This window comes from Streptomyces sp. NPDC003327, from assembly GCF_053589515.1.
In genome coordinates, this window is record NZ_JBSFSA010000020.1 from 48,125 (window position 1) to 73,261 (window position 25,137).

Sequence of the window (25,137 nt, forward strand, 5' to 3'; positions counted from 1 at the left end):
TGACCGTTCAGCGAACGCAACGTAGCTTTCCAGTGACGTGAACAACCGATGTCGCGAGACGAGGAACGGCCATGAGCGCATCCGTCCACACCGTCACGGCGCTGCCCACGGAGCGCCCGCCGGGCTGCCCCTTCGACCCGCCCGCCGAGCTGACGGAGGCCCGGCAGCACGGCCCCATCAGCCGCTACACCCACCCCGGCGGCAAGCCCGGCTGGCTGATCACCGGTCACGACCTGGTCCGCTCGGTGCTCGCGGACCCGCGCTTCAGCGCGCGCAAGGACCTCCTGAACGTGGTCGACTTCGAGCTCCCGCCCGCGCCGCCCGGCGAGTTCCTGCTCATGGACGAGCCGGACCACAGCCGCTACCGCAAGCCGCTCGTGGGCAAGTTCACCGCGCGGCGGATGCGCCTGCTCACCGAGCGCGTCGAGCGGATCACCGCCGACTGCCTGGACGCCATGGAGGCGAACGGGCCGACGGCCGACCTGGTGACGGCGTTCGCCAAGCCCATCCCCACCATCGTCATCTGCGAGATCCTCGGCGTGCCCTACGAGGACCGGGACTCCTTCCAGGAGCAGATCGACACCTTCATGAACGGCGAGACGAGCGAGGAGGAGCTGATCGCGGCCTACACCGCGACCCAGACCTACCTCGCGGAACTCGTCGCCGCCAAGCGCGCCGAGCCCACCGACGACATCCTGAGCGAACTCACCGACAGCGACCTGACCGACGAGGAGCTGCGGGGGATCAGCCTCATCCTCCTCGCGGCCGGATTCGACACCACCGCCAACATGCTCTCCCTCGGCACGTTCGCGCTGCTGCGGAACCCCGCGCAACTGACCGCACTGCGCGACGATCCCACGCTGATCGACCGGGCCGTCGAGGAACTCCTGCGGTACCTGACCGTCGCCAAGTCCTTCATGAGGACCGCGCTGGAGGACGTCGAGATCGGCGGCCAGACCATCGAGGCCGGGACGACCGTCGTCCTCTCGTACCACACCGCCAACCGCGACCCCGACCGATACACCGATCCCCACGCCCTCGACCTCCGGCGGGAGTCCGGCGGGCACCTGGCCTTCGGGCACGGCATCCACCTGTGCCTGGGGGCGCAGCTGGCCCGCGTCGAGATGCGGGTCGCCTTCTCCGCGCTCCTCGCCCGCTTCCCGACGCTGCGCCTCGCCGTGCCGGCCGAGGAGGTGGCCCTGCGTCCCGAGACGGCGGACATCTACGGGGTGAAGAGTCTGCCGGTCACCTGGGACGCCTGACGGACGCCCCACCCGCACGCCACCCGCGACGCGCCCGGTCGGCCCCCGCCCGGCACGGCGGCCGGGGGCTCAGCGGCCCTCGGCCTCGAACGCGCGCAGCACGTCGGCGGCGACGCTCACGGCGATCGTCGCCGGTTCCTTCCCGGTGAGGTCGCCCAGCCCGATCGGCGTCCTGATCCGGTCGACGGCCGCCGCGTCGTGGCCCCCCTCGGTGAGGAGCCTCTTCCGGAACCGCACCCACTTGGCCGCCGAACCGATCAGCCCCACCGGACCGAGGCCCGGCGTTCGCAGGGCGGCGTCGCACAGGGCGGCGTCCTCGGCGTGGTCGTGGGTCATGATCAGGACGTGGGTGCCCGGCGGCAGCTCCTCCAGCACCTCCTCGGGCAGCAGCGGCGTGTGGTGCACGTGCACCTGCGCGACCGCGTCCGCCAGGACGGCGAGCCGCTCCTCCGTGAGCATCTCGGCGCGGCTGTCGACGAGATGGAGGTCGAGGTCCTGACGCGCCATGATGCGCGCCAGTTCGAGCCCGACGTGCCCGACGCCGAACACCGCCAACGCCGGTACGACCGCCAGCGGTTCGAGCAGCACCGAGACGGTGCCGCCGCAGCACTGCACGCCGTGCCGGTTGCTCACCTTGTCGTTGAGCGCGAAGTCGAGGAGCTCCGGCGCGCCCTCGGCGGCGGCGATCATCTCGCGGGCCCGGTCGATCGCCACCGCCTCCACGTTGCCGCCGCCGATCGAGCCCCAGGTCCCGGTCCGCCCGACCACGAGCTTCGCGCCGGCGTCGCGCGGGGCGTGGCCGCGCACGGTCGCGACGGTCACGAGCACGCCGGACTCCCGGCGTGCCCGCAGCCGCGCGACCGCGGCGACCCACGTCATGTCAGGCACCGCTCAACGCTTCCGCGTCACCGCGGACCGCGCCCGGGGCCGTGCCGCCCGGCACCGTACCGCCCGGGTCGGCACCACCCGCGTCCGTACCCCCCTCACGGAGGGCACCCCGGCCCGCACCGCCCCGCCGGACCGCCTCGATCGCCCAGTACACCGCCTCCGGCGTCGCGGGCGAGGCCAGCTCGACGGCGACGCCGCCCGGCCCGAACGCGGCCACGGCCTCCCGCAGCGCCTCCCGCACCGAGAACGCCAGCATCAGCGGAGGCTCGCCCACCGCCTTGGAGCCGTAGACCGCGCCCTCCTCCGTGGCGTTCCGGAGCAGCGTGACGTGGAACTCCTCGGGCATCTCCGAGAAGCTCGGCAGCTTGTAGGTGCTCGCGGCCTGGGTGAGGAGCCGGCCGCGGTGCGGCCCGTCGCTCGCGTCCCAGCGCATGTCCTCCAGCGTGAGCCACCCCGCGCCCTGGACGAAGCCGCCCTCGATCTGACCGATGTCGATCAGCGGCGAGAGGCTGTCGCCGACGTCGTGCACGATGTCCACCCGCCGGACGCGGTAGGCCCCAGTGAAGCCGTCCACCTCCACCTCCGCCGCCGCCGCGCCGTGGGCGAAGTACTTGAACGGCGAGCCCCGGAACGCCTTCGCGTCCCAGTGCAGCCCCTCCGTGCGGTAGAAACCCGCCGCCGACAGCTGCACGCGCTGGAAGTAGGCGGTGCGCACCAGGTCGTCCCAGGCCAGCTCCGCCTCACCGCCCAGGGCCCGCGCGACGCCCTCGACGATGCGCACGTCCGCGGCGTTCACCCCCAGACGGGTGGCGGCGACCTGCGACAGCCGCTCGCGCAGCTGCTCGCAGGCGTTCTTCACCGCCGCGCCGTTCAGGTCCGCCCCGGCACTCGCGGCCGTGGCCGAGGTGTTGGGCACCTTGTCCGTACGCGTGGGGGCCAGGCGCACCTTGTGCAGCGGGACGCCCAGCGCGGTCGCCGCCACCTGCAGCATCTTCGTGTGCAGGCCCTGGCCCATCTCGGTGCCGCCGTGGTTGATCAGGACCGAGCCGTCCTTGTAGATCAGCACCAGCGCACCGCCCTGGTTGAAGGCGGTGAGGTTGAACGAGATGCCGAACTTGAGGCCGGTGACCGCGAGCGCCCGCTTGGTGTGCGGGTGCGCCGTGTTGAACGCGGCGATCTCGCGCCGCCGTTCGGCGACGGCGGCGTTCTCCTTCACCTGCTCCCACACGGCGGAGATCCGCTCCGGGTGCAGGACCGGCTGCCCGTACGGCGTGGACTGGCCCCGCCGGTAGAAGTTGCGCTCCCGCAGCTCCATGGGGTCCAGGCCGAGCAGGGGCGCGCAACGACCGAGGATGTCCTCGATGACCAGCATGCCCTGTGGTCCGCCGAAGCCGCGGAAGGCGGTGTTGGAGACCTTGTTCGTCCTGGCGACGCGCCCGGCCACGCGGGCGTTGGGGAGCCAGTACGTGTTGTCGATGTGGCACAGGGCGCGCGCCACCACCGGCTCGGACAGGTCCAGGCTCCAGCCGCCGTCCGCGGTGAGGGTGGCGTCGAGCGCCCGGATCCGTCCGTCGGCGTCGAAGCCGATCCGCCAGGACGCGTGGAACCCGTGCCGCTTCCCCGACATGGTGAGGTCCTGGGTGCGGTTGAGCCGAACCCGGACGGGCCGGCCGGTCAGCCGGGCGCCGAGCGCGGCGACGGCCGCGAACCCGTGCGGCTGCATCTCCTTGCCGCCGAAGCCGCCGCCCATCCGCAGGCACTGCACCGTCACCTCGTGACTGTGCAGTCCGAGCACGTGCGCGACGATCTCCTGCGTCTCGGAAGGGTGCTGGGTGCTGCTCTGGACGAACACCTGCCCGCCCTCGTCGATGTGGGCCAGCGCCGCGTGCGTCTCCAGATAGAAGTGCTCCTGGTCGGAGAAGTGGAACTCACCGGTGAAGACGTGCGCGGAGTCGGCGAAGCCCGCGTCCACGTCGCCGGTCACCATCACGGGCCGGGCGCCGTGGAAGCTCTCCGCCGCGATAGCCTCCCGCAGCGTGATCACGGAGGGCAGCTCCTCCAGCTCCACCTCGACGGCCGCCGCGCCGAGCCGGGCCGCCTCCAGCGTCTCGCCGAGCACCCAGGCGACCGCGTGGCCGTGGAACATCACCACGTCGGGGAAGAGCGGTTCGTCGTGCTTCATCCCGGCGTCGTTGACACCGGGCACGTCGGCGCCGGTCAGGACACGGACCACGCCCGGCACCGCGAGCGCGGGCTCGGTCCGCAGCGCCGTGATCCTGCCGTGCGCCTTCATGACCTGCACCGGATGGGCGTGGAGCACGCCCTTGGTCCGCTGGACCAGGTCGTCGGTGTAGAGCGCGGCGCCGGTGACGTGCAGCGCGGCGCTCTCGTGCGGCATCGGGACGCCGACGACGGCCTTCTCGGGCCGCTGGGACAACTGGCTCATCGGGAAACCGCCTCGGTGGTCTGCGCGTACAGCTTGAGCAGGCTCTGCCCGAGCATCGCGGAGCGGTAGCCCGCGCTGGCGCGGTGGTCGTCCATCGGCGTGCCCTCCGCCCGCAGCACCGGGGCCACGGCCTCGACGGTCTCCGCCGTCCACGGCCTGCCCTCCAGGGCGGCCTCGGTGGCGAGCGCCCGGACCGGGGTGGCGGCGACGCCGCCGAGACCGATGCGGGCCTTGCGGACGAGCCCGTCCTCGACGTCGAGCGCGAAGGCGACCGCCACGCTGGAGATGTCGTCGAAACGCCGCTTGGCGATCTTGTGGAAGGCCGTGACCGGCGACAGCGGCAGCGGAACGCGCACCGCGCGGATCAGCTCGCCGGGCCTGCGCACGCTCTGCCGGTAGCCGGTGAAGTACTCCGCGAGCGGGACCTCCCGCTCCCCGTCGGCGTCGGCGAGCACCACCGACGCCTCCAGCGCGAGCAGCACCGGCGGGCTGTCACCGATGGGGGAGCCGGTGCCCAGGTTGCCGCCGAGGGTCGCGCCGTTGCGGATGAGCCGGGACGCGAACTGCGGGAACAGCTCCGCCAGCAGCGGCACCCGCCCGTCGAGGCGGCGCTCGATCTCGGTCAGCGTCAGCGCCGCCCCGATCTCGACGGCGTCACCGCCGACCCGCAGCTCCCGCAGCTCGGGGAGCCGGTCGACAGCGACCACGCACCGCGCCCGCCGGGAACGGATCGTCACCTCCACGCCCCAGTCGGTGGAGCCCGCGACCACCACCGCGTCGGGCCGCTCGCGCAGCAGCTCCAGCGTCTCGGCGAGGGTGCTCCTGCGCAGGAACTCGCTCCCGTCCTGCGCGTAGACGGTGGCGACCGGCGTCGGCGGCGCCTCGTCGCGGCGCCGCGCCAGCGGGTCCTCCTCGTCCGGCGCGCCGACGGCGAACGCGGCGTCGCGGATCGGGCGGTAGCCGGTGCAGCGGCACAGGTTGCCGCTCAGCGCGTGCAGATCGAAGCCGTTCGGCCCGTGCTCGGCGTCGGCCCCCGTTTCCGCCCCCGCCTCGGTCCCCGCCCCCGCTTCGGCCACCGCCTCGCTCTCCGCCGCCGCACCGTGCGCGCACCGGCCGGGCCGGTAGTACTCGGCGGCCATGCTGCACACGAAGCCCGGCGTGCAGTAGCCGCACTGCGAGCCGCCGCGGACCGCCATCTCCTCCTGCACCGGGTGCAGGGCGGGCGCCTCTCCGGGCGCGCCCGCCCGGGCGAGCCCCTCGGAGGTGACGACTTCCTGCCCGTCGAGCGCCGCGGCCGGCACCAGACAGGCGTTCACCGCCACCCAGTCGGTGGGCTTCGTCACCCCGGGCCGGGCCACCAGCACCGCACAGGCCCCGCACTCGCCCTCGGCGCAGCCCTCCTTCGTACCGGTGAGACCACGCTCGCGCAGGAAGTCCAGCACCGTGGTGTGCGCCGGGGCGGGAGCGAGGGGCGTCTCGGTCCCGTTGACCGTGATCCGCGCCGTCACCACGAGGGGCCCTCGCTTCCGTGCTGGATCGGTCGATTCATCATGTTCGCCAAGGTCGGGCAGCTCTCTCTGGTCAGCGGCGCCACGTCTCGCGAACGGGCGCGCGACGGCACGCGTCAGCGGCGTACCGGCAGGAAGGGATGACGGAAAACCCGGAAGGCGCCGCGCGTGCGCTCAAGAGAGGGGCGCGGCGGAACGGCGCGTCAGCAGCCGTGCGCGATGCGGCCCGGAACCCAGACCGTGATGTGGGCGAGGCGACTCAGATCAGTGGTGCACATGGTCGGTCGCCTCCTTCCGGTCGTCGCGGGCCGACGTCGACCGCAAGGTAGTGGCTGACGCCACGGGGGGTCAAGGGCGTCTCCCGCACCGGACGGCTCTCCCGCGTCACCCCCGACAGGCCAGGACGCCGGTTCCCGCGCGCGGCGGGAACCGGCGTCCTGGCGGGGAGTTACGTGCCGACGCAGACGATCGAGCCGACCGGGTGGTTGTTGCCGGTCGAGGTCGCCGTGAAGCCGAAGGTGGCGCTGCCGTCCGGCGGGAGGGTGCGGTTGTAGTCGAGGTTCCTGACCGTGACCGTGCCGTCGGTGCCGGTGGTCAGGGCGCCGTTCCAGAGGCTGCTGATCCGGGTGCCGGGGCCGGGTGTCCACCGTACGGCCCAGCCGTCACGCGCCGTCGTGGCGTGGTTCATGACCTGGACGGAGCCCTGGAAGCCGCCGGTCCAGGAGTTGGTCACGGTGTAGACGGCCATGCAGCCGGTGTGCGGGTCGGTCGGCGTGGGAGTCGGGGTGGGCGTGGGGGTCGGAGTGGGCGTGGGAGTGGGGGTCGGGGTGGGCGTGGGGGTCGGGGTCGAGCCGCGGATGCCGGTGACCTCGCCGTTCCCGCCGTCGAAGACGATGTCGGAGCAGGAGAAGAAGTTCTCCTGGCTGTCCGAGCGCACCCACTGGATGAACAGCACCGCGTCGCCCGAGCGGCCCGCGGGCAGCGGGAGGTCCCAGTGGTAGTGCCCGCCGTCGGTGCCCGGCGATCCGGTCTGCGGCGGGTCGGTGACGGTCTGGATCAACTCCAGGTCGTCCCAGCCGAGTTCGGCGGTGGGGGAGTAGCCGGGCTTCGACAGGTAGACCCGGAAGGAGCCCGGGTGCGCGGCCCAGTTGCTGTGCTTGACCTGGATCGTCCGCCCGGACGTCAGGTGGGTGCGGGGCCAGTCGGCGCGGGCGGCGTTGTAGCCGGTGAAGTCGTACGGCGACCGGTCGCCGGCGCTGCACAGCGTGCCGTCCGGGACGTAACCGGGGCCGCGGCCGCCCGCGTTCGAGTCGAGGACGGCGAACCAGTTGTAGAGCGAGTTGGGGCCGCTCTCGGCGAGCGCGGCCCGGCAGGCGGGGTTGGTCGGGTCCAGGGAGCCGGTGCTGGTCTTGGCGTCGAGCCAGCAGAGGTACGTGCGCGACCCGGGCGTCATCGTGACGCCGTGGGCCTGCGCGCTGCCCTGGCCCAGCAGGACCAGGCCGAGTCCGCCGAGCAGGGTCGTGAGGACCGCTGCCAGCGAGAGCAGTCGCTTCTTGCGTCGAGCCACGGGTGCCTCCTGTGTGTGGGGTGCGCCTCTGGTCACGTGCAGGCGGTGCCGTTGAGGGTGAATCCGGACGGCCGGGCGAACGAGCCGCTGTAGGTGCCCTGGAATCCGAACGACTGCGTGGCACCCGCCGCGATCCGCGCGTTGTGCGCGAGGCCGGTCGCCGTCACGGCCCCGGAGGTCCCGGTGACGGCGGCGTTCCAGGCCTGCGTGACGCGCTGCCCGGAAGGCAGGGTGAAGGCGAGGTTCCAGGAGTCGAGCGCCACCGTCCCGGTGTTGGCGACGGCGACCTCGGCGGTGAAGCCGCCGGGCCAGACGTTCGTCGCGTACGTCACCTTGCAGGCCGTCGCCGGTGAGGGCTCGCCGGGACCGGGCTCTCCCGGGTCGGGGGTGCCGAGGTTCACGGTCGAGGAGAAGGAGTTCACCGTGAGCCCGGCGCCGTTCTGCCACGGCTCGAACCCGGCCTGGACGCTGGTCAGGTACCAGTTGTTCTGGGCCATGCCCCGGGTGACGGTCTCCCGGACGAAGTCCATGACGTCGAAGCTCCAGCTGGCGACGGCCGAGGGGGCGACGAAGGAGATGACGTCGTTGGAACCGTTGCTGCCCGTCCACACCTGCCACGTGCGCCCGCCGACCGTGGCGGTGCCCACCTGCGAGCCGATCGGCTGGACCGGGCCGACCTTGTGGAGCCAGATCATGATCTCGGTCCGGTTCACCCCGTCGGTCCTGGGCGTCGGGTCCAGCCAGATGTCGTACGAGGCGTTGTAGACGGCGTCCGTGACGAAGCCGTACGAGATGCTGCTGGGGGCGTCGGCGATCCCGCTGATCTGCGCGGGCAGCCGGGTTCCCGGCGAACAGTTCGTGTAGTGACAGCCGTTGAAGACCGAGGGGTACGACTTGGGGGCGCCGTTGGTGGGCACGGAGCCGTCGGCCCGGGTCACCCGGAAACCGGTGTCGGTGGCGGTGACGCACTGGGCGGCGGCGGTGCCCCAGCGGTTGTTCTGGACGACGTAGCGGTCCTGGATGGTGGTGGAGCCGTACTGTTCGCAGATCAGGGTCTCGGCCTGCGCTGCCGGTGCGGCGGTCATGAGGGCCGCGACGGTGGCCAGGGTGACGAGCAGCGCGCCGAGCACGCCGCGCGCGGTTCCGGAGCGGTGGGGTGACGCTCGCATGCGGGGGGCCTCTCTGGGAGTGAGCGGTCAGCGGTGATCGGTCGGGGTCGAGCAGCCGGCGGTCAGCGGTCCGGGTCGAGCGGCCGGCGGTGAGGTCGAGCGGCGCGGAGCGGCAGCGAGCGGAACCCGAACGGGGAACGCCGCGACGGCCTTTGGGAGCGCTCCCACCTCACGCTTCGGGGGCACTGTAGGAGCGAGAGGTGTCCCTGACAACCCTTCGGACGCGTCCCGTCCACCCCGTTGACGGCTCCGCGCTTCGACCGCGAACATGTCCTCCGGCAGCATGGGAGCGCTCCCATCGCGATGCTTCCGTCTCCCTGCCGCTCCGCCCCCTCACGAGGAGCCCACGAAGTGAACAGACGCAGAACCGCCCTGCTGTCCCTCACCGCCCTGCTGGCGGCGGGTCTCACCGCGGTGCCCGCCGGTCCCGCGGGGGCGGACGAGGTCGAGCAGGTCAGAAACGGCACCTTCGACGCCGGCACCGAGTCCTGGTGGACGAGCGGCGTCACCGCCGGGCCGTCCGGCGGCGGCCTCTGCGCCGACGTGCCGGGCGGCACGGCGAACCGCTGGGACGCCGCCGTCGGCCAGAACGACCTGACGCTCGTCAAGGGCGAGTCGTACCGCTTCAGCTTCCACGCGACGGGCGCCCCCGAGGGCCACTCGGTCCGCGCCGTCGTCGGCCTCCAAGTCGCGCCCTACGACGCGTACTACGAGGTCACGCCCCAGCTGAGCGTCTCCGGCAACACGTACACCTACACCTTCGCCTCACCCGTCGACACCGCCCAGGGCCAGGTCGCCTTCCAGCTCGGCGGCGGCGCCGACCCCTGGCGGTTCTGCCTCGACGACGTGTCCCTGCTCGGCGGGGTGCCGCCGGAGCGGTACGAGCCCGACACCGGCCCCCGGGTCCGCGTCAACCAGGTCGGCTACCTGCCCCGCGGCCCCAAGAACGCGACGCTCGTCACCGAGGCGACCGAGCGGCTGCCCTGGCAGCTCAGGAACGCGGCCGGCACCGTCGTCGCGCGCGGCTGGACCGTGCCCCGCGGCACGGACGCCTCCTCCGGACAGAACGTCCACTCGATCGACTTCGGCGCCCACCGCACCGCGGCCACCGGCCTCACCCTGGTCGCCGACGGCGAGACCAGCCGCCCCTTCGACATCGGCACCGCCGCGTACGAGCGACTCCGCCTCGACGCCGCGAAGTTCTACTACACCCAGCGCAGCGGCACCGAGATCCGCGACGACCTGCGGCCCGGATACGGCCGCGCGGCCGGCCACGTCGGCGTGACCCCCAACCAGGGCGACGTCGACGTCCCCTGCCAGCCCGGCGTCTGCGACTACACGCTCGACGTCAGCGGCGGCTGGTACGACGCGGGCGACCACGGCAAGTACGTCGTCAACGGCGGCATCTCCGTCTGGCAGCTCCTCAGCACCTACGAGCGCGCCCGGCTCGCCCGCACCGGACAGCCCGGCAAGCTGGGCGACTCCACGCTCGCCCTCCCCGAGAGCGGCAACGGAATCCCCGACCTCCTCGACGAGGTCCGCTGGGAGCTGGACTTCCTCCTCAAGATGCAGGTCCCGGACGGTGAGCCGCTCGCCGGCATGGCCCACCACAAGATCCACGACGAGCAGTGGACCGGCCTGCCGCTGCTGCCCGCCGACGACCCGCAGAAGCGCGAACTCCACCCGCCGACCACCGCCGCCACCCTGAACCTCGCGGCGACCGCCGCCCAGGCGGCCCGCCTCTACAAGGCGTACGACCCCCGGTTCGCGGCCACCGCGCTCGCCGCCGCCCGCAAGGCCTGGGCCGCGGCCCTCGCCCACCCCGACGTCCTCGCCTCGGAGAGCGACGGCATCGGCGGCGGCACCTACGCCGACCGCGACGTCACCGACGAGTTCTACTGGGCGGCCACGGAGCTCTACCTGACCACGGGCGGCCGCGAGTTCCGGGACCACATCCTGGCCTCCCCGGTCCACACCGCCGACATCTTCGGGCCGATCAGCTTCGACTGGGCGCGCACCGCCGTCCCCGCCCGGCTCGACCTCGCCACCGTCCCGAACAGCCTCCCCGGCCGCGACCAGGTCCGCCGCTCCGTCCGCGCGGGCGCCGACCGCTACCTCGCCACGCTCCGCGCCCACCCCTACGGCATCCCGTACGCCCCCGAGGGCCAGCGGTACGACTGGGGCTCCACCCACCAGATCCTCAACAACGCCGTCGTCCTCGCCACCGCCCACGACCTCACCGGCGCCGCGAAGTACCGCGACGGCGCCGTCCAGAGCATGGACTACGTCCTCGGCCGCAACGCCCTGAACGTCTCCTACGTCACCGGCTACGGCGAGGTCAGCGCCCAGAACCAGCACAGCCGCTGGTACGCCCACCAGCTCGACCCCGCCCTGCCCCGCCCGCCCGCCGGCTCGCTCTCCGGCGGCCCCAACTCCAGCATCCAGGACCCGCTCGCGCAGGCCAAACTCCAGGGGTGCACCGGCCAGTTCTGCTTCATCGACGACATCCAGTCCTGGTCGACGAACGAGCTCACCATCAACTGGAACTCCGCCCTGACCTGGATGGCCTCCTACGTGGCCGACCAGCGCTGAGACGGAGCGGAAAGCGGCCCGCCCGGTGCCACCCGAAGGGGCGGCACCGGGCGGGCCCGGTCGGTCAACGGGGCGCGGGCGTCACGCGCCGAGCCACGCGTTGTGGATCGTCAGGGTCGACGTGTTGCCCTGCTTGTCCTTGACCACGGCGGAGAGCGAGATCCCCTTGTCCTTCGCGGGATTCGTCACGGAGATCCAGCCCCCGCGGACGGTCACCGGCTTCCAGGTCCGGCCGTCGTCGTGGCTGACGGACACCGCGAGCGACGCGAGGTTCCCGTCGGCGGCCGCGCCCCGCACCGTCACCGGGACCAGCACCGCCCTGCCCGCCGGGGCGCGCGAGGCCAGGTCGACGGCGGCCCCGAAGCGGACCGTGGAGACCGGCAGCGCCGTGAGGGCGGCGACCTGCCGCGAGCGGAACGTGAAGCCCGCGTCGATCCGGGTGGAGGCACCGGCCAGAGCCGCCGGACGGCTCGCCGAGGTCCTCAGCCGGTACTCGGCGTCGGCCCCGTCCACCGTGAAGGGCCGCGTCCCGGTCAGCGGGTCGTCGTTCCTGCCGACCTCGACCCCGTCGCGGTACAGCGTCGTCGTCGCCGACGTCTGCGGCGGCAGGCCCACGTGGCCCGCGCCGTCGGCGAACAGCGGCAGGGCGCCGACGAGCTGCTGCTCGCCCGTCACCGGGTCGGGAGCGGTGCGGAAGACCCCCGCGTCCGCCCCCAGGAGCGGCCCGAAGACACCCGTGTTGAACGTCTCCCGGTACGTCCCGCCGGCCTCGTACCGCTTCGGCCGGACCATCTCGTAACCGCCCTCGAAGGCCGGGTAGCCGTACTCGTCGGGCGCGCCCAGCTGGTTGAAGCGGGTGAGCCAGCTGACGCCGTCGGCGGTGGAGACGTGGAAGGTGCGCGTGCCCGGCGCCGCCTGCGGCGCGCCGAAGCCGTTGCCCTCCGGGGCCCCGGGAAGGTGGGCGTACGGGGAGGCCAGGGCGGACTTGCCGGGGGCGGAGGCGCCGAGGCCGACCTTCAGCGTGGCCAGCTCGTCCGCCCGCACGTGCCGGGTGTAGCCGGTCGCCACCGTGTTCGTACGGCCGCCGAAGGCCACCGAGTACTGGCTGGTGGCGTCCTTCAGGAAGTGCGCGTCCCAGGTCTGCAGCAGGGAGCCGTCGGTGACGGCGGGGCCCAGGTGGGCGGTGCGGAAGCCGGTGAAGCCCCGCAGCACCCAGCCGTTGCCGACGCGGCCGACGGGGGTGTTCACCTCGTAGTACGTGCCGGCGTAGTCCGCGCGGTCGAGACCCGGCACGGTGAGGTCGACCGGCCGGGTCGTGCGCGCGTCGGCGGTGACCGTCGCGTCGCCGGAGACGTCCAGCTTCGGCTGGGCGATCCAGTCGGTGCCCGCGGCGAAGTCCGAGGGGTCCTCGTAGACGGCGGTGTTGAAGGTGTACGAGCCCTTGGGCACGCGGATCGTGTGGGCGCCCGGCTCGTTGTCGACGCGCGTCTGGAAGCCCGCGGCGGGTCCCGCGACTCCGGTCAGGGTGCTGGAGAAGTACTCGGCGTCGGTGCCGTCGCGGCCGACGGCCCTGATCGTCACGTCGTACGACTCCGCCTCCCGCACGGCCACCGCGGCCGTGCGGACCGACTGGCCGGCGGCCGTCGCGGTGACGTAACCGGAGTAGGTGCCGTCGGCGTCGCCGATCCGGGTGTCGGCGACGAGGCCGACCTCGGCCGTGCCGCCCGCGGGCACGGTCACCGTCCGGGCGCCGAGCGAGAAGAACCCGGCCGGCGCGGGGCGGCCCGCCGGGTCCAGGGTCGCCACCGACAGGTCGAGGGTGACGTCGGCCGTCCCGAGGTTGCGGTAGGCGAGCTTCCGGGTGACCGGCTCGTCGTCGGCGTGCGGCCAGCGCGCCGTCCCGAAGTTCAGCGAGACCGGCTCCGCGACGACGCTCTGGACGAGCGCCCGGTCGACCTGGATGCGGCCCGAGCCCTGCTGGAAGGCCGTGAGCCCGTCACCGCCCCGGGCGGACCCGGTCAAGGCGCCCTTGAGCTCGGCGTACGTCCACTCCGGGTGCCGCTGCTTCAGGATCGCGGCCGCGCCCGCGACGTGCGGGGTGGCCATGGAGGTGCCGTCGAGCCGGAGGTACCCGGGGGCGGGGTGCTGGGCGCCGGGGCGCGTGTCGAGGGCGCTGCCGGGGGCGGCGGCCGCGGCGACGGCGACGCCCGGCGCGGTCACGTCCGGCTTCACGGCGCCGTCGCCGACGCGGGGCCCGGTGCTGGAGAAGGGGGCCAGGCGGTCGTTGCCGTCGACGGCGCCGACGGTCAGCGCGGCGTCCGCCGTGCCCGGCGATCCGAGCGTCGACGCGCCCGCCTCGCCGTCGTTGCCCGCGGCGACCGCGAACAGGACGCCCTTCTCGGCCGAGAGCCGGTCGACCGCCGCCTCCACCGGGTCGACGCCGGGGCTGTCCGGGCTGCCGAGGCTGAGGTTGACGACGTCCGCGCCCTGGGCGGCGGCCCACTCCATGCCCGCGATGACGGCGGAGTCGTCGCCGTAGCCCTCGTCGTCGAGGACCTTCCCGCTGATCACCTCGGCGCCGGGGGCGACGCCCTTGTACCGGCCGCCGGAGGCGGCGCCCGTACCGGCGGCGATCGACGCCACGTGCGTGCCGTGTCCGACGCGGTCCTTCGCGTCGGGCGAGGCCGAGAAGTTCTTCTCGTCGACGACCCGGGTCCTGAGGTCCTCGTGGGTGCTGTCCACCCCGGTGTCGAGGACGGCGATCCGCACACCCTTGCCGTCGTACCCGGCCTCCCACGCGCGGTCCGCGCCGATCTGGGGCACTCCGCGGTCCAGGCTCGCGCCCCGCACTCCGTCCAGCCACACCGTGGCGATGCCGGAGGCCGCGGCCCGCGCGCCGTCGCGCCGCTCGTCGGTGAGCGCCTCCCACACCCGGGCCACGTCGTCCCGGTCCGCCCGGACGGCGTCGGCGCCGAGGGTCGGGAACGTGCGCCGCAGCTCGGTGTCCCCGGCCGCCCGCACCTCGGCGCGCGCCGCACCGGCGCCGTCGGCGTACCGCACGATCAGTTTGAGCCCGTCGCCGTGGCTCCGGCGCAGCCGCGGGTCGGTGAGCACGTCGAGGTCGAAGAGCCGCTGGTCGAGGCGGCCCGAGGCGATCAGGCGCCGCGCGTCGGCGGGCACCACCAGGGTGCTCCCCGCGGTGCGCTGCACCTCGACGGGTATGCGGGCCCGGCCCTCGGCGGCCTCGAAGCCCACCATGCGGCCCCGGGCGTTCACCACGACGTGGTCGCCCGTGACGAGCGGGATCCGCCGGGTGCCGCCGCCGCGGGCGGTGTCCGCCGAGGCCGTCGCGTCGGCGGTGGTGAGCGTGGTCTTCGCGGCGCCGGCGGCGCCGGCGGAGGGCGTGGCGCTCGCGGTGAGCGCGGTCGTCGGGCCGGTCGTGCCTGCGACGAGGGCCACGGACGTGGCCGCCGCAAGGGTGAAGGCGCGGGCTCTGTTCACATGTGCGCGCAAGTCTCCCCCAGGAGCTTGGGATGAGGTCGAGTGGTCGGTTCCGGCTCGGGCCGCGAGGGCGCCCGCCGCCGGTCAGCGCAGTATGTGAGGAGCGGGGAAGGTGATCAACGCGCGCCGGGCGCCGAGGGGTTGGGGCACCTGCTTTCCGGCCGACCTGGGCGCGGCCCGCGCGACGGGACCGCGATGGCCGTGTGACGGGCCCGTGACGGGGGGACGATCCTTCCGCGACTCCGGCACGGACCGGCCGCTCCGGAACACCGCTCCCGCCTGTCCTCGCACGGCGTGTCACGGCGTCGCGGCCGCCCGCTCGGAGCGCCGCCCTCCCCTTGGCCGAAACCGCACCCTCATGGAACCGCGCGCCCTCCGGGCTACGGGTGGGGTCCCGGCGCGGGCGCGTGCCCCGTCGGGCGTGGCGGAGCCGGCCCCCCGCCGTGGCGGAACGGACCCGGAACGGGGGCGCGGTCGGTCAGCGGCCCACGGGATCGCCGTCCGCGCCGTCGTCCCGGACGAGCAGCGTCACGTGGCCGCCGTGGTGCAGCGGGGTGCCGAGATGGAGCCGGTTCGCCTCCCCGCCCGTCTGCGCGTCGACGAGGTGCACCTCGCCGTGACCGCCGCGGGTGACGGCGACCCATTCCGTGGCCGGTGAGGCGGCGACCGCGCGCCGCTCGACGCCCTCCCAGGGGGTGCCGCCGCGCCGCGGCGCGCCGTCCATGGCGGGGAGGGGCACGCGACGGACGGTGTCGTCGTCGCCGAGCAGCACCAGTTCGTCGCCGTCGGGGTGGACGCGGGAGAAGGCGGTGCCGCTCCGGGTGAGCGCGAGGCGGAAGACCAGGCCGGGGCCGAGGTCGACGCGGCGCGTACGGCCGGTCTCCAGCGCGTGGCACCAGGCCTGGTTGGTCCACTCGGGCCAGTGCAGCGGGTCCGGGGTGCCGCCGCGCAGCGTGCTCCAGAGCGCCCGCCGGCGGGTGTCGAGGCGGAGGTACCAGCCGCGGGCGGGCGCTTCCCAGGGGATCACCGTCTCGGCCACGAGCGTGTCCCCCTTCCTGCAGGCCATGTGCACGCCCTCGCCCGTGGCCGCGAACACCCGCCCCGTGGCCGGGTCGTGCGCGTCCCCGTGCCCGTCGTCGGGCAGCGGCAGGAGCGCCTCGGGCGTGACGACGGGACAGCCGGGCTGAGCCGCGAGGAGCTCGTCGAAGCGGTGTACGGCGAGGGCGCCGGGTTCCCGGTGGCGCAGGACGACGAGCGGGGCGCCACCGCCGAGCACCGTGACGCCCGGTTCGCCGGCCCGCGTGCGCACCCGGGCCGCGGCGCCACTGACCAGGTCGACGACCGTCAGGAGGTCCGACCAGGGTGCGGCGTTCCTGCCCAGCCCGGTGGTGACGGCGAGCAGGCGCCCGGACGGATCGCAGGCGAGGTGCTCGGCCGGTACGGCGACGGGGACGGTGCGCTCGACGAGCGCGTCGCCCCAGGGGTCGAGCACCAGGAGCTCGCCGCGCCGGTCGTCGACGCAGGCGACCCGCCCTCCCGGCAGCGCCAAGAAGCCCGCGTGCTCGGAGAGATGGCGGCCGTCGAGCCGTCCGACGACGCCACCGTCCGGCACGGTCAGCACGTGCACGGAACCGGCCACGTGGTCGGAGACGAGGAGTACGGGCGGTGGAGTGGGGGGCGGGGGAGCGGCGGGCGGCATGGGATCCTCCAGGGGCGTCGTTAGTGAAAACGATTATCATGTATGTTCGGTGCGTTCCAGATCCCCCGAAGAAGCGAGGCCCTTGATGCTGCGCGCACCGTCCAGATTCGTCCGTCGCCTGCTCGCCGCGGCGGTGGCGGGCTCCGTCCTCGCCGGCTGCGGCACGTCCGCCGACGAACCCGCGGCCGACAAGGCCGGCCCCGCCGCGAAGCCCGGCGTCGCCGTCACCGTGCAACCCGTCGAAGCCGCCCTGAAGGTGACGGACGTCAACGGCGTCACCGTCGCCCTGGAGAAGCGCCCCGAGCGGATCGTCTGCCTGTTCGCGCTCTGCGACGACATCCTGACGGAACTCGGCATCGTCCCCACGGCCACCAACAACACCCTCCTCGCCCACCCCCGCTTCCTCGGCAAGGACGCGGCGGCGAAGGTCGCCGTCGTCCCCGGCGGCTTCATCGCGCCCGAGGTGGAGGCGATCCTGTCCCACAAGCCCGACCTCGTGATCGGCCTCGGCGACACCCACGGCAAGCTCGCCCCCGCGCTGAAGGGCGCCACCACCTTCTGGCCCATGCAGCCCGAGACCTGGGAGGACAGCGTCGGCTACCTGCGCGACGCCGCCGCCCTCACCGGCCGCACCGCCGAGGGCGAGAAGGCCGAGAAGGCGTTCCGGACCAAGCTCGCCGGGGCCGAGAAGACCCCGAGCGACCGCACGGCGCTCGTCATCTACGGCAGCGACGAGAACTTCGGCGTCGCCACCCCGGAGGGCGACGTGACCGCCAGCCTGTTCCCGCGGATCGCCCACTACCCGTGGAAGTCCCGCGGCGTGGAGGGGAGTTACAGCCTGGAGGAGATCCTCGCCCAGGGCGTGGACGTGCTGTTCGTCGAGACGATGAGCTTCGGCGACGCGGACGGGAAGCTGTCGGAGAAGCTGGCGAAGAACCCGCTCTGGAGCAAGATCCCGGCCGTGCGGAACGGTGAGGTCCACGAGGTGGACCCGGAGGTGTGGGCCAAGGGGCGCGGGACCCGCTCGATGGGCATCGTCCTCGACGAGGCCACGGCCGCGCTGCGGTGAGCACCCCCTCCTCCGCGCCCCGCGCGCCGTCCGCCGCGGCCGAGTCGCCGACGGACGCGGCCGGGTCCCCGGCGGACCGGGCCGCATCCCCGGCCGGCGGGGTGCGGCGGCGGTTCCCCCGGGGGCGGGCGCGGCAACCCCTCCTGGTGGTCGTGCTGCTGGCCGCCGCCTCGCTCTGCGCGCTGTGCCTCGGCACTCCCGCCGTACCGCCGCACCTGCTCGCCGGAGCGTTCCTCGACGGGGACACCACGCTCGCCGGGATCGTCGTCACCGAACTCCGCCTTCCCCGGCTGGTATTGGCGCTGGTCGCCGGAGCCTGCCTGGGCGCGGCGGGGCTCGTGCTCCAGGAGGCGCTGCGCAACCCCCTGGCCGTGCCCGAGATGCTGGGCGTCTCCTCCGGGGCGGCGCTCGGCGTGGCCGCGCCCCTGGTCCTGGCCCTGTCCCTGCCCGCCGCCGTGCAGCCGCTGCTCGCCCTGGGCGGGGCGGCGCTCGGCGGCGGGCTGACCCTGCTCGCCGCGGGGCTCGGGCGCAGCCCGTCCGCGGTGCTCCTGACCGGCGCCGCCGTCGCTGCGGCCCTGCAGGCGGCGTTGCTCGTCCTGATGGTCATGGCGGACCAGCTCGACCTCCAGCTCATCTACCGCTATCTGCTGGGTTCCCTCTCCGCCCGGACCTGGGACGACGTCGAGGGGCTCTGGCCGTGGCTGGTGGTCGCCGCGCCGGCCCTCGTCCTGTGCGCCCCGGTGCTCGCCGTGATGCGCCTCGGGGACGAGGACGCCGAGGCGCTGGGCGTGCGCGCCCAGCGCGCCCGGCTGGCGGCGCTCGCCATCGCGGTCGTGCTGATCGCCCCCGTCACGGCCGTGTGCGGGCCGGTCGCGTGGGTGGGCTTCCTCGCCCCGCACCTGGCCCGCTGGTTCGAGCCCGCCTCGGGGGCCGTGCGGTGGCTGCCGTGGTCCGCCGCGTGGGGCGCCGTGGTCGTCACGGTCGCCGACGTCCCCGCCCGGCTGGCGCTCGCGCCCGTGGAGACCCCGGCCGGTGCCTGGACGGCGCTGCTCGGCGTGCCGGCCGGGATCGCTCTGATGCGGACCCGGCGCCGCGCCCGGACGACCGGGACCGAGCGGGTGGCCGCGGGCGGACGGGGCGGTGTGGTGGCCGTACGCGCGCCCCTGGACGCACCGCTTCGGGGGGCGGCTCCTGCAGATGCCCCGGCAGCGGTCCGGGGACCGGCCCCGGCGGCGGCCTCCGGGGAACCGACGACGCACGAGGAGGGGGGCCGGTGAACCGGCGTTTCGTGACCTTCGCCCTGCTCGGGGCGCTCGCCGTGGTGTGCGCCGGGGCCGAACTGGTCGTCGGGCGGGGCATGGAGCCGGGCGCCGTCTGGGACGTCCTGCGCGGCGGCGGCGACCCGACGGAGCGCCACATCCTGCTCCAGTTGCGCCTGCCCCGGATGCTGGTGGCCCTCGGCGCGGGCGCGTGCCTCGCCGTCGCCGGACTCGTCCTGCAGTCCGCGCTGCGCAACCCCCTCGCCGGGCCCGAGGTGACCGGCGTGACACCGGGCGCCGTGCTCGGCGCCGTCACCGCGACCGCCCTGGGGCTCGCCGGGTGGGACTCGCCCCTGGCCGTGGTCCTCGCCGCCTGCGCGGGCGGCTGCGGCGGAGCGCTGCTGCTCTGGCTGCTCGCCGGCCGGACGGGCGGCGACCCGGCCGGGACCGCCGTGAACGGCGTACTGGTGTCGGCGGTGCTCGGCGGACTCACCGCCATGGTGCTGCTCGTGGAGCCGGGCGAGCTCGGCAGCGTCGTGCAGTGGCTGGTCGGCACCACGGAAGGCCGGGTGTGGGCGCACTGGCACCTGCTCTGGCCGTGGGCGCTGGTCTGGGGCGCCGGGGCCTGGCTGCTCGCAGGACCGCTCACCCTGCTGCGCTGCGGCGACGAGATCGCGCTGGCCGCGGGCCTCTCCGCCGGGCGGGCCCGCTCGCTCGCCCTGCTGTGCGCGGTGGCGCTGACGGCCGGGGCGGTCGCCGCCGTCGGGGCCCTGGGCTTCGTGGGGCTGCTCGTCCCGCACCTGGCCCTGGCCCTGTTCGGCGCGGACCTGCGGGTGAGCCTGCCGGGCGCCGCGCTGCTCGGGGCGGTCGTGGTGTGCGGGGCCGACGCCGCGGCGCAGCTCTCCTCGCGCCTGCTGGCCCAGGCGCTGGACGCGGGCCGGCTCACGCTGCCGGTCGGAGCCCTGACGGCCTGCCTCGGCGCGGCCCTGCTGCTGGTCGTCGTGCGCCGCGCCCCGAGCCGTACGTACTGAAGTCGACGGAGGACAGAGCATGACCGAATCCGTGGGTACGCCCGTCGGGGCGCCCCAGGGCCCACCCCCGGGACCGCCGCCGGAGAGGCATCCGGGCGCATCTCCCGGGGCATCCGCAGAGGCCCCCGCCGGGACGTCCCCGGGGACACCGTCGGGGACCCCGCTGGGAATTCACGTCGAGGGGGTGCACTTCGGCTACCCCGCGCGGCCCGTCCTGCGGGGCGTCGACCTGACCGTACGGCCGGGTGAACTGACCGCGCTGATCGGCCTCAACGGCTGCGGCAAGTCGACCCTGCTGCGTCTTGCCGCCGGGCTGCTCCGGCCGGACCGGGGGCGCGTGCTCCTCGGCGGGGACGACCTCGCGGGCCTCTCCCGGCGGGCCACGGCCGCCAGGGTGGCGCTGCTGCACCAGTCCGCCCCCGCCGTACCGGGAATGACGGTCCGTCAGCTCGTCCGGCAGGGCAGGTACGCCGCCCGCGGCCCGCTGGGCATGCTGCGCGAGGGCGACGATCCCGTCGTGCGCAGGGCCCTGGGCGACGTCGGCGTGGAGGGCTGGGCCGACCGTGACGTCGACGCGCTGTCCGGGGGCGAGCGGCAGCGCGTACGGCTCGCGATGGCGCTCGCCCAGGACACCCGCGTCCTGCTGCTCGACGAGCCGACCACCTACCTGGACCTCCACCACCAGCTCGACGTGCTGCGGACGGTGGTCCGCCTGCGCGAGGAGCGCGGGCTCACGGTGGTGATGGTCCTTCACGACCTGGCGCACGCCGCCCGGTTCGCCGAACGGATCGTCGCCCTGCGGGAGGGCCGGGTCGTGGCCGACGGCACGCCGAAGGAGGTCGTCACACCGGGGCTGCTCGCCGACGTGCTGAACGTGGCGGGCCGGGTCGGCGTGGACCCCGAGGGGGGCTGGCCCGTGTGTTATCCAGATCACCCTCTGGATCAATAGAAAATGAAAATCACTTCCATTAGTGTCGTTCTCGCGGCGCTCGACCGAACGCCGCATCTCCCTTACGAACAAGGAGAGTTCATGGACAACGAGCAGATCTTCGCCCCGATCGCCGACCCGGGTCAGCTGGCGCACGACTCGGCCTCGCACTCCAACGCCCTCGTGGAGAACCCCTTCGAGGACACCGAGGAGTAAGCGAGGGCCCCATCCCTCGACCGTGGGCCCGCCCGTTGTCTTACGGGCGGGCCCGCGCCCGTCCCCCACCCGGCCCGTCGTCAGGAGATCGTCGTGTCCCGCAGCCGGCTCGCACCCGGAGTCGAAGTCGTCACCGTGCCCGGGCGGGGCCTCGCCGTCCGCACCCCCCGAGGAGAGTTCCTCACCGTCAGGACCGGGGACGCGGACGAGAGCGCCCTGCTCGCCCTGCTCTCCGGCGCCGCCGCGTCCGACCCGGCCACGGCCCCGGACGGCGAACTCGACCGCCTCGTACGGGCCTTCGGGGAAGCGGGATACCTCGCGGACGAGCCGGACCGCGTGGACGAGCCGGACCGCGTGGACGGACCGGACCAGGCGGACGCACCGGACCTCGTGGACGCACCGCACCGCCCCGAGTGGCCCGCGGCCCTCCGGGGCGTACGGCTCCTCGGCGACCCGGTGCTCACCCGGCCGCTCGCCGCGCACCTGACCGCCCTCGGCGCCGCGCCGCGGACGACCCCCCTCGCGGGCGCCGCTCCGGACGGGCCGCCGACCGTCGAGGAGCTGCTCGAAGGGGACCCCGCGGCCGTCGTGTGGTGCCTCGACGGGCCCGTACCGGAAGGGCTGTGGGACGGCGCCGACCGGCTTCCCGGGCACGGGGTCGCCTGGCTGCGCTGCCATCGCGAGGGCCCGCAGGCGTACGTCGAACCCCTCGCCGCCGCCCCGGGGGACGTCACCGCCGCCCACGTCCGGGCCCGCCGCCTCGCCGCCACCCCGGCCCACCGCGAACTCGCCGCCTACTGGAGCGGCCCGCGCGCCTCCGGCGTACCGTTCCGGCTCACCGTGCCCGCCGCCGCGCTCCTCGCGGCCCTGCTCGCCGACGACCTCGTCCGATGGGCGACCGGCGACGCGGAACCGGCGGGCCCGGACGCCGACGGGTTCCCGGCGCGGCGCCGCCTCCGGCACGTCGACCTGCGCACGCTGACCGTGACCGAACACCCGGTGCTGCCGGTGCCCGCCGTCGCTCCGACGCCGGCACCGCATCGGAAGCTCCCGGCGGTGCCGGTGGGCCCGAAGCCGGTGGGCCCGACGCCGAAGAGGGCCGGATGACGTCCCTCCGTACCACCGCCCGTGTCGAGGGACCGGCCAGCGACCTGGCCACCGACGTGTGCCTCCCCGAAGGCGCCGGTCCCTTCCCCGCCGTCCTCGTCCGCACCCCCTACGACCGGACCCGGCACCTGGCCGAGGCCCGCGGCTGGGCCCGCCGGGGCTTCGCCGCCGTCGTCCAGGACGTGAGGGGCCGCCACGGGTCGCCGGGGGAGTGGCGCCCGTACGAGAACGAGGCCGCCGACGGCGCGATGACCGCCCGGTGGATCCGGCGGCAGCCGTGGAGCGACGGCCGCTTCGTCGCCGTCGGGGCCTCCTACGCCGCCCACTGCGCCCTCGTCCTCGCCTTCGCGCTGGAGGCCCACGGGGACGCCCCGCCGGACGGGGTCATCGCCGCCGTGCCCGCCCTCGGAGTCGCGGAGACCGCACGGGAACCCTCCGGCGTCGAACGCCTGCTGACCCGTGCCGGCTGGTGGGCCGCCCACGGCGACCGTCGCGAATCCGACGAGGACGCGCTGGACAAGGCCCTCGCCGACGACCCCGGACTGCTCGCCCACCTGCCGCTCACCGGCCTCCCCCGACGGCTCGGCCGGAGCCTGCCCTCCTGGGCGGGCATCTGGCGGCACCGGACGCGCGGCCGCCTCGCCGCACGGGCCGCGCACGCCGGCATGCCGCTGCTGGCGGTCGGCGGCCACCACGACCACTTCGCCGAGGACACCTTCGACCTGTGGCGCACCTGGGGCGGCCCCTCGGCGCGCCTGCTGCTCGGCCCCTGGGGGCACGGCCTCGTCGCGACGCCCGGACCGGACGCGGGACCCGCGCACCGGGTGAACCTCGGCGATCTGTACGCCCGTTGGGCCCGTCGCGCCCTCGCCGGGGACCTCGCGCCCGGCCGCCACGGCGCGCTGGCGCTGGGCGGCGCAGACCTGTGGCTGCCCGCGGACAGCGAGGGCGAACCGAGCCCGCTGCGGCCGCGGCCGCAGCACGGCGCCGCCTTCACCGCCGACCCCGACCGGCCCGTCCGCTCCGACGGCCTCGCCGTACCCGCCGAGGGCCCGGCCGACCGGTGCGTGCTGGTCACCGCGCCGCTGCCGGACGCGGTCGACGCCGTGGGACCCGTACGGATACGGATGCGGGCCACCGCCGACACCCCGTCCGCCGACTGGGCCGCCCGCCTCGTCGCCCTCGCCCCCGACGGCACCGCCGAGCGCCTCGCCGTCGGCCTCACGCGCCGCGAGGAACCGGCGGGCGAGGAGAGCGAGTTCACCGTCGAGCTCGGCCGGCTCGCGCGACGGCTGAGGGCCGGCACCCGGCTGCGGGTCGAGATCGCCGGACACCACTTCCCCGCCCACGCCCGCAACCCCCACACCGGGGGCGACCCGGTCACGGCCCACCGGCTGCTCCCCTCCCGCCGTCACGTCGACCCGGAGAGCGTGACGCTGACCCTGCACACCCTCCCCACCTGCCCCGCCCCCACCTGCCCCGGCCCCACCGACCCCGCCAAGGAGATCCTGCGATGACGCCGCTGCCGCTGGAAGCACTCGTCGACCCCGTCTGCGGCGTCGTCCGCAAGGTCAAGCCCGTCGACCACCCCGCGGGCGCCCCGCCCCGCTACACCGCGCTCACCGCCGAGATATCCGACGCCCGCAGACTGGGGCTGTGGCCCGCCGACCGCGTCTCCCTCGGCACCACCTTCGGCGACCCCGAGCAGGCCCGCGTCGCCGCGATAGCCGAGGGCGTGGAGCGGTACTGCGGCAACCGCGTGCCCCCGACCGGCCACCCCGACGCGCCCCTGCGCGCCACCGCCGCCGACCTCACCGACCGGGGCCTGCGCCTCTACGGTCCCGACGACCTGCCGACGTACGCGCCCTGGCAGTACGCCCGGGAGGAGTTCCCCTACCGCCGCCTCACCGCCGACACCCCGTCCCTGTGGACCCGCGGCACCGAGCGGCTGCCCGAGGGACGGACCACGGAGGTCTGGGCCCCCGTGGCTCTCACCCACCTCAACTGGCGCCAGGGCGACCTGCGCGACCTCCCCCGCACCCACCACCTCAACTACGCGGGCATCGCCACCGGCCAGGGACTCGACGACGCCGTCGAACGCGGCCTCCTCGAAATCGTCGAACGCGACGCCCTGGAACTGTGGTGGCACCTCGACGGACCGACCCGCGGCATCGACCCGGCCAGTGTGCCCGGCCTCATGGACGACCTGGCCGGCTCCGCCCTCGACGTCCACCTCGTCGAGATGCCGTCCGAGTTCGCCCCCTGCATGGCCGCCCTCGTCCACGACCCGCGACTCGGCCTGTACGCGGCGGGGTTCGCCTGCAAGTACGACCCCGCCGAGGCCGCCCGCAAGGCGGTCCTCGAAGCCGTCCACACCTGGGTCTTCACCCAGGGCCTGACCGACCCGGACGGCTGGGTCTTCCAGGCCGTCGAGGCCGGCCTGCTCGCCCGCGGGCTCTACCTGGACCACCGCGCCGACGGCCGCTACCTCGACGCGTGCGGTGAACAGTTCGAGCGCGTACGGGACCTGGGCGCCCACGTCCAGGTGTGGCTGGACGAGCGGATGGCCGCCGAGGCCCGGAGGTTCACCGAGCCCGCCCTCGGCACCGTCCCCGTGGACGCCGTCGAGCGCGGCAGCCGCGCGGGCCTTGAGCGCGCGCTGCACGCGGGCGGGCACCGGGTGATGACCTTCGACCTGACCACCGAGGACGTGGCCGAGACGTCCCTGCGCGTCGCCCGGGTCCTCGTCTCCGGCCTGCTGCCGAACGCCCCCGCCGCCTTCGGCTACTTCGGCTGCCCCCGCCTCGCCGAAACGGCGCTCCGACGCGGCTGGCGCACGTCGCTCCCGGAGGCCCCCGAGGACTTCACCCTCGCCCCTCCGCCCCACATGTGAGG

At 74.8% G+C, this 25,137-nt stretch carries 16 protein-coding genes and 1 pseudogene; 10 read left to right on the forward strand and 7 right to left on the reverse strand.

Annotated elements, in window-relative coordinates; genetic code table 11:
• Positions 1-71 precede the first annotated feature (71 nt).
• On the forward strand, positions 72-1,262 hold the full coding sequence (locus tag ACWDVG_RS17765) for a cytochrome P450 (RefSeq protein ID WP_451700154.1): 1,191 nt from the start codon (positions 72-74) through the stop codon (positions 1,260-1,262).
• 69 nt (positions 1,263-1,331) lie between these two features.
• On the opposite strand, the gene xdhC is transcribed toward ACWDVG_RS17765, so the two are convergent.
• The 5 genes from xdhC to ACWDVG_RS17790 form a co-directional block, all read right to left on the reverse strand.
• On the reverse strand, positions 1,332-2,141 hold the full coding sequence (xdhC, locus tag ACWDVG_RS17770; protein WP_451700155.1) for a xanthine dehydrogenase accessory protein XdhC: 810 nt from the start codon (positions 2,139-2,141) through the stop codon (positions 1,332-1,334).
• Position 2,142: 1 nt separating this feature from the next.
• Positions 2,143-4,596 carry a xanthine dehydrogenase molybdopterin binding subunit gene (gene xdhB / locus ACWDVG_RS17775; RefSeq protein WP_451700156.1) on the reverse strand — a complete coding sequence of 818 codons (2,454 nt, stop codon included), beginning with the start codon at positions 4,594-4,596 and terminating at the stop codon, positions 2,143-2,145.
• Positions 4,593-6,107, reverse strand: coding sequence for a xanthine dehydrogenase small subunit (locus tag ACWDVG_RS17780; protein WP_451700157.1), 1,515 nt, complete (start codon positions 6,105-6,107; stop codon positions 4,593-4,595). Before ACWDVG_RS17780 ends, xdhB begins: the two co-directional genes overlap by 4 nt.
• Before the next feature lie 445 nt (positions 6,108-6,552).
• Positions 6,553-7,671 (reverse strand): lytic polysaccharide monooxygenase, encoded by a 1,119-nt coding sequence (locus ACWDVG_RS17785; RefSeq protein ID WP_451700159.1) that lies wholly within the window; start codon positions 7,669-7,671, stop codon positions 6,553-6,555.
• Positions 7,672-7,703: 32 nt separating this feature from the next.
• Positions 7,704-8,840, reverse strand: coding sequence for a GH12 family glycosyl hydrolase domain-containing protein (locus ACWDVG_RS17790; protein ID WP_451700160.1), 1,137 nt, complete (start codon positions 8,838-8,840; stop codon positions 7,704-7,706).
• A gap of 351 nt (positions 8,841-9,191) precedes the next feature.
• Between ACWDVG_RS17790 and ACWDVG_RS17795 the strand changes: the two genes are divergently transcribed.
• Complete coding sequence (locus tag ACWDVG_RS17795) at positions 9,192-11,432, forward strand: glycoside hydrolase family 9 protein (protein ID WP_451700161.1); 2,241 nt, start codon at positions 9,192-9,194, stop codon at positions 11,430-11,432.
• 81 nt (positions 11,433-11,513) lie between these two features.
• On the opposite strand, the gene ACWDVG_RS17800 is transcribed toward ACWDVG_RS17795, so the two are convergent.
• Both ACWDVG_RS17800 and ACWDVG_RS17805 read right to left on the reverse strand, forming a co-directional pair.
• A complete protein-coding gene (locus tag ACWDVG_RS17800) occupies positions 11,514-14,933 on the reverse strand; it encodes a S8 family peptidase (protein WP_451700162.1) in 3,420 nt (1,139 codons plus the stop codon).
• 478 nt (positions 14,934-15,411) lie between these two features.
• The gene (locus ACWDVG_RS17805) at positions 15,412-16,632 is read right to left on the reverse strand and encodes a hypothetical protein (RefSeq protein WP_451700163.1); all 1,221 of its coding nucleotides are present in this window, start codon (positions 16,630-16,632) and stop codon (positions 15,412-15,414) included.
• Between the two features lie 85 nt (positions 16,633-16,717).
• Here ACWDVG_RS17805 and ACWDVG_RS17810 point away from each other — a divergent pair, with 85 nt between their 5' ends.
• The 8 genes and pseudogenes from ACWDVG_RS17810 to ACWDVG_RS17845 all read left to right on the forward strand — a co-directional run bounded on the left by ACWDVG_RS17810 (position 16,718) and on the right by ACWDVG_RS17845 (position 25,135).
• A complete protein-coding gene (locus ACWDVG_RS17810; RefSeq protein WP_451700164.1) occupies positions 16,718-17,701 on the forward strand; it encodes an ABC transporter substrate-binding protein in 984 nt (327 codons plus the stop codon).
• 158 nt (positions 17,702-17,859) lie between these two features.
• Positions 17,860-18,978, forward strand: coding sequence for a FecCD family ABC transporter permease (locus ACWDVG_RS17815; protein WP_451700181.1), 1,119 nt, complete (start codon positions 17,860-17,862; stop codon positions 18,976-18,978).
• Positions 18,979-19,058: 80 nt separating this feature from the next.
• Positions 19,059-19,991 (forward strand): FecCD family ABC transporter permease, encoded by a 933-nt coding sequence (locus ACWDVG_RS17820; RefSeq protein WP_451700182.1) that lies wholly within the window; start codon positions 19,059-19,061, stop codon positions 19,989-19,991.
• A gap of 19 nt (positions 19,992-20,010) precedes the next feature.
• Positions 20,011-20,963: pseudogene (locus ACWDVG_RS17825) on the forward strand (ABC transporter ATP-binding protein).
• A gap of 58 nt (positions 20,964-21,021) precedes the next feature.
• Positions 21,022-21,135 (forward strand): streptamidine family RiPP, encoded by a 114-nt coding sequence (gene amiA, locus ACWDVG_RS17830; protein WP_243900507.1) that lies wholly within the window; start codon positions 21,022-21,024, stop codon positions 21,133-21,135.
• A 93-nt stretch (positions 21,136-21,228) separates the two neighbouring features.
• A complete protein-coding gene (locus ACWDVG_RS17835; RefSeq protein ID WP_451700165.1) occupies positions 21,229-22,242 on the forward strand; it encodes a hypothetical protein in 1,014 nt (337 codons plus the stop codon).
• The gene (locus ACWDVG_RS17840; protein ID WP_451700166.1) at positions 22,239-23,759 is read left to right on the forward strand and encodes a CocE/NonD family hydrolase; all 1,521 of its coding nucleotides are present in this window, start codon (positions 22,239-22,241) and stop codon (positions 23,757-23,759) included. The genes ACWDVG_RS17835 and ACWDVG_RS17840 overlap by 4 nt, the downstream gene beginning before the upstream one ends.
• Complete coding sequence (locus ACWDVG_RS17845) at positions 23,756-25,135, forward strand: YcaO-like family protein (protein ID WP_451700167.1); 1,380 nt, start codon at positions 23,756-23,758, stop codon at positions 25,133-25,135. Before ACWDVG_RS17840 ends, ACWDVG_RS17845 begins: the two co-directional genes overlap by 4 nt.
• Positions 25,136-25,137: the final 2 nt, after the last annotated feature.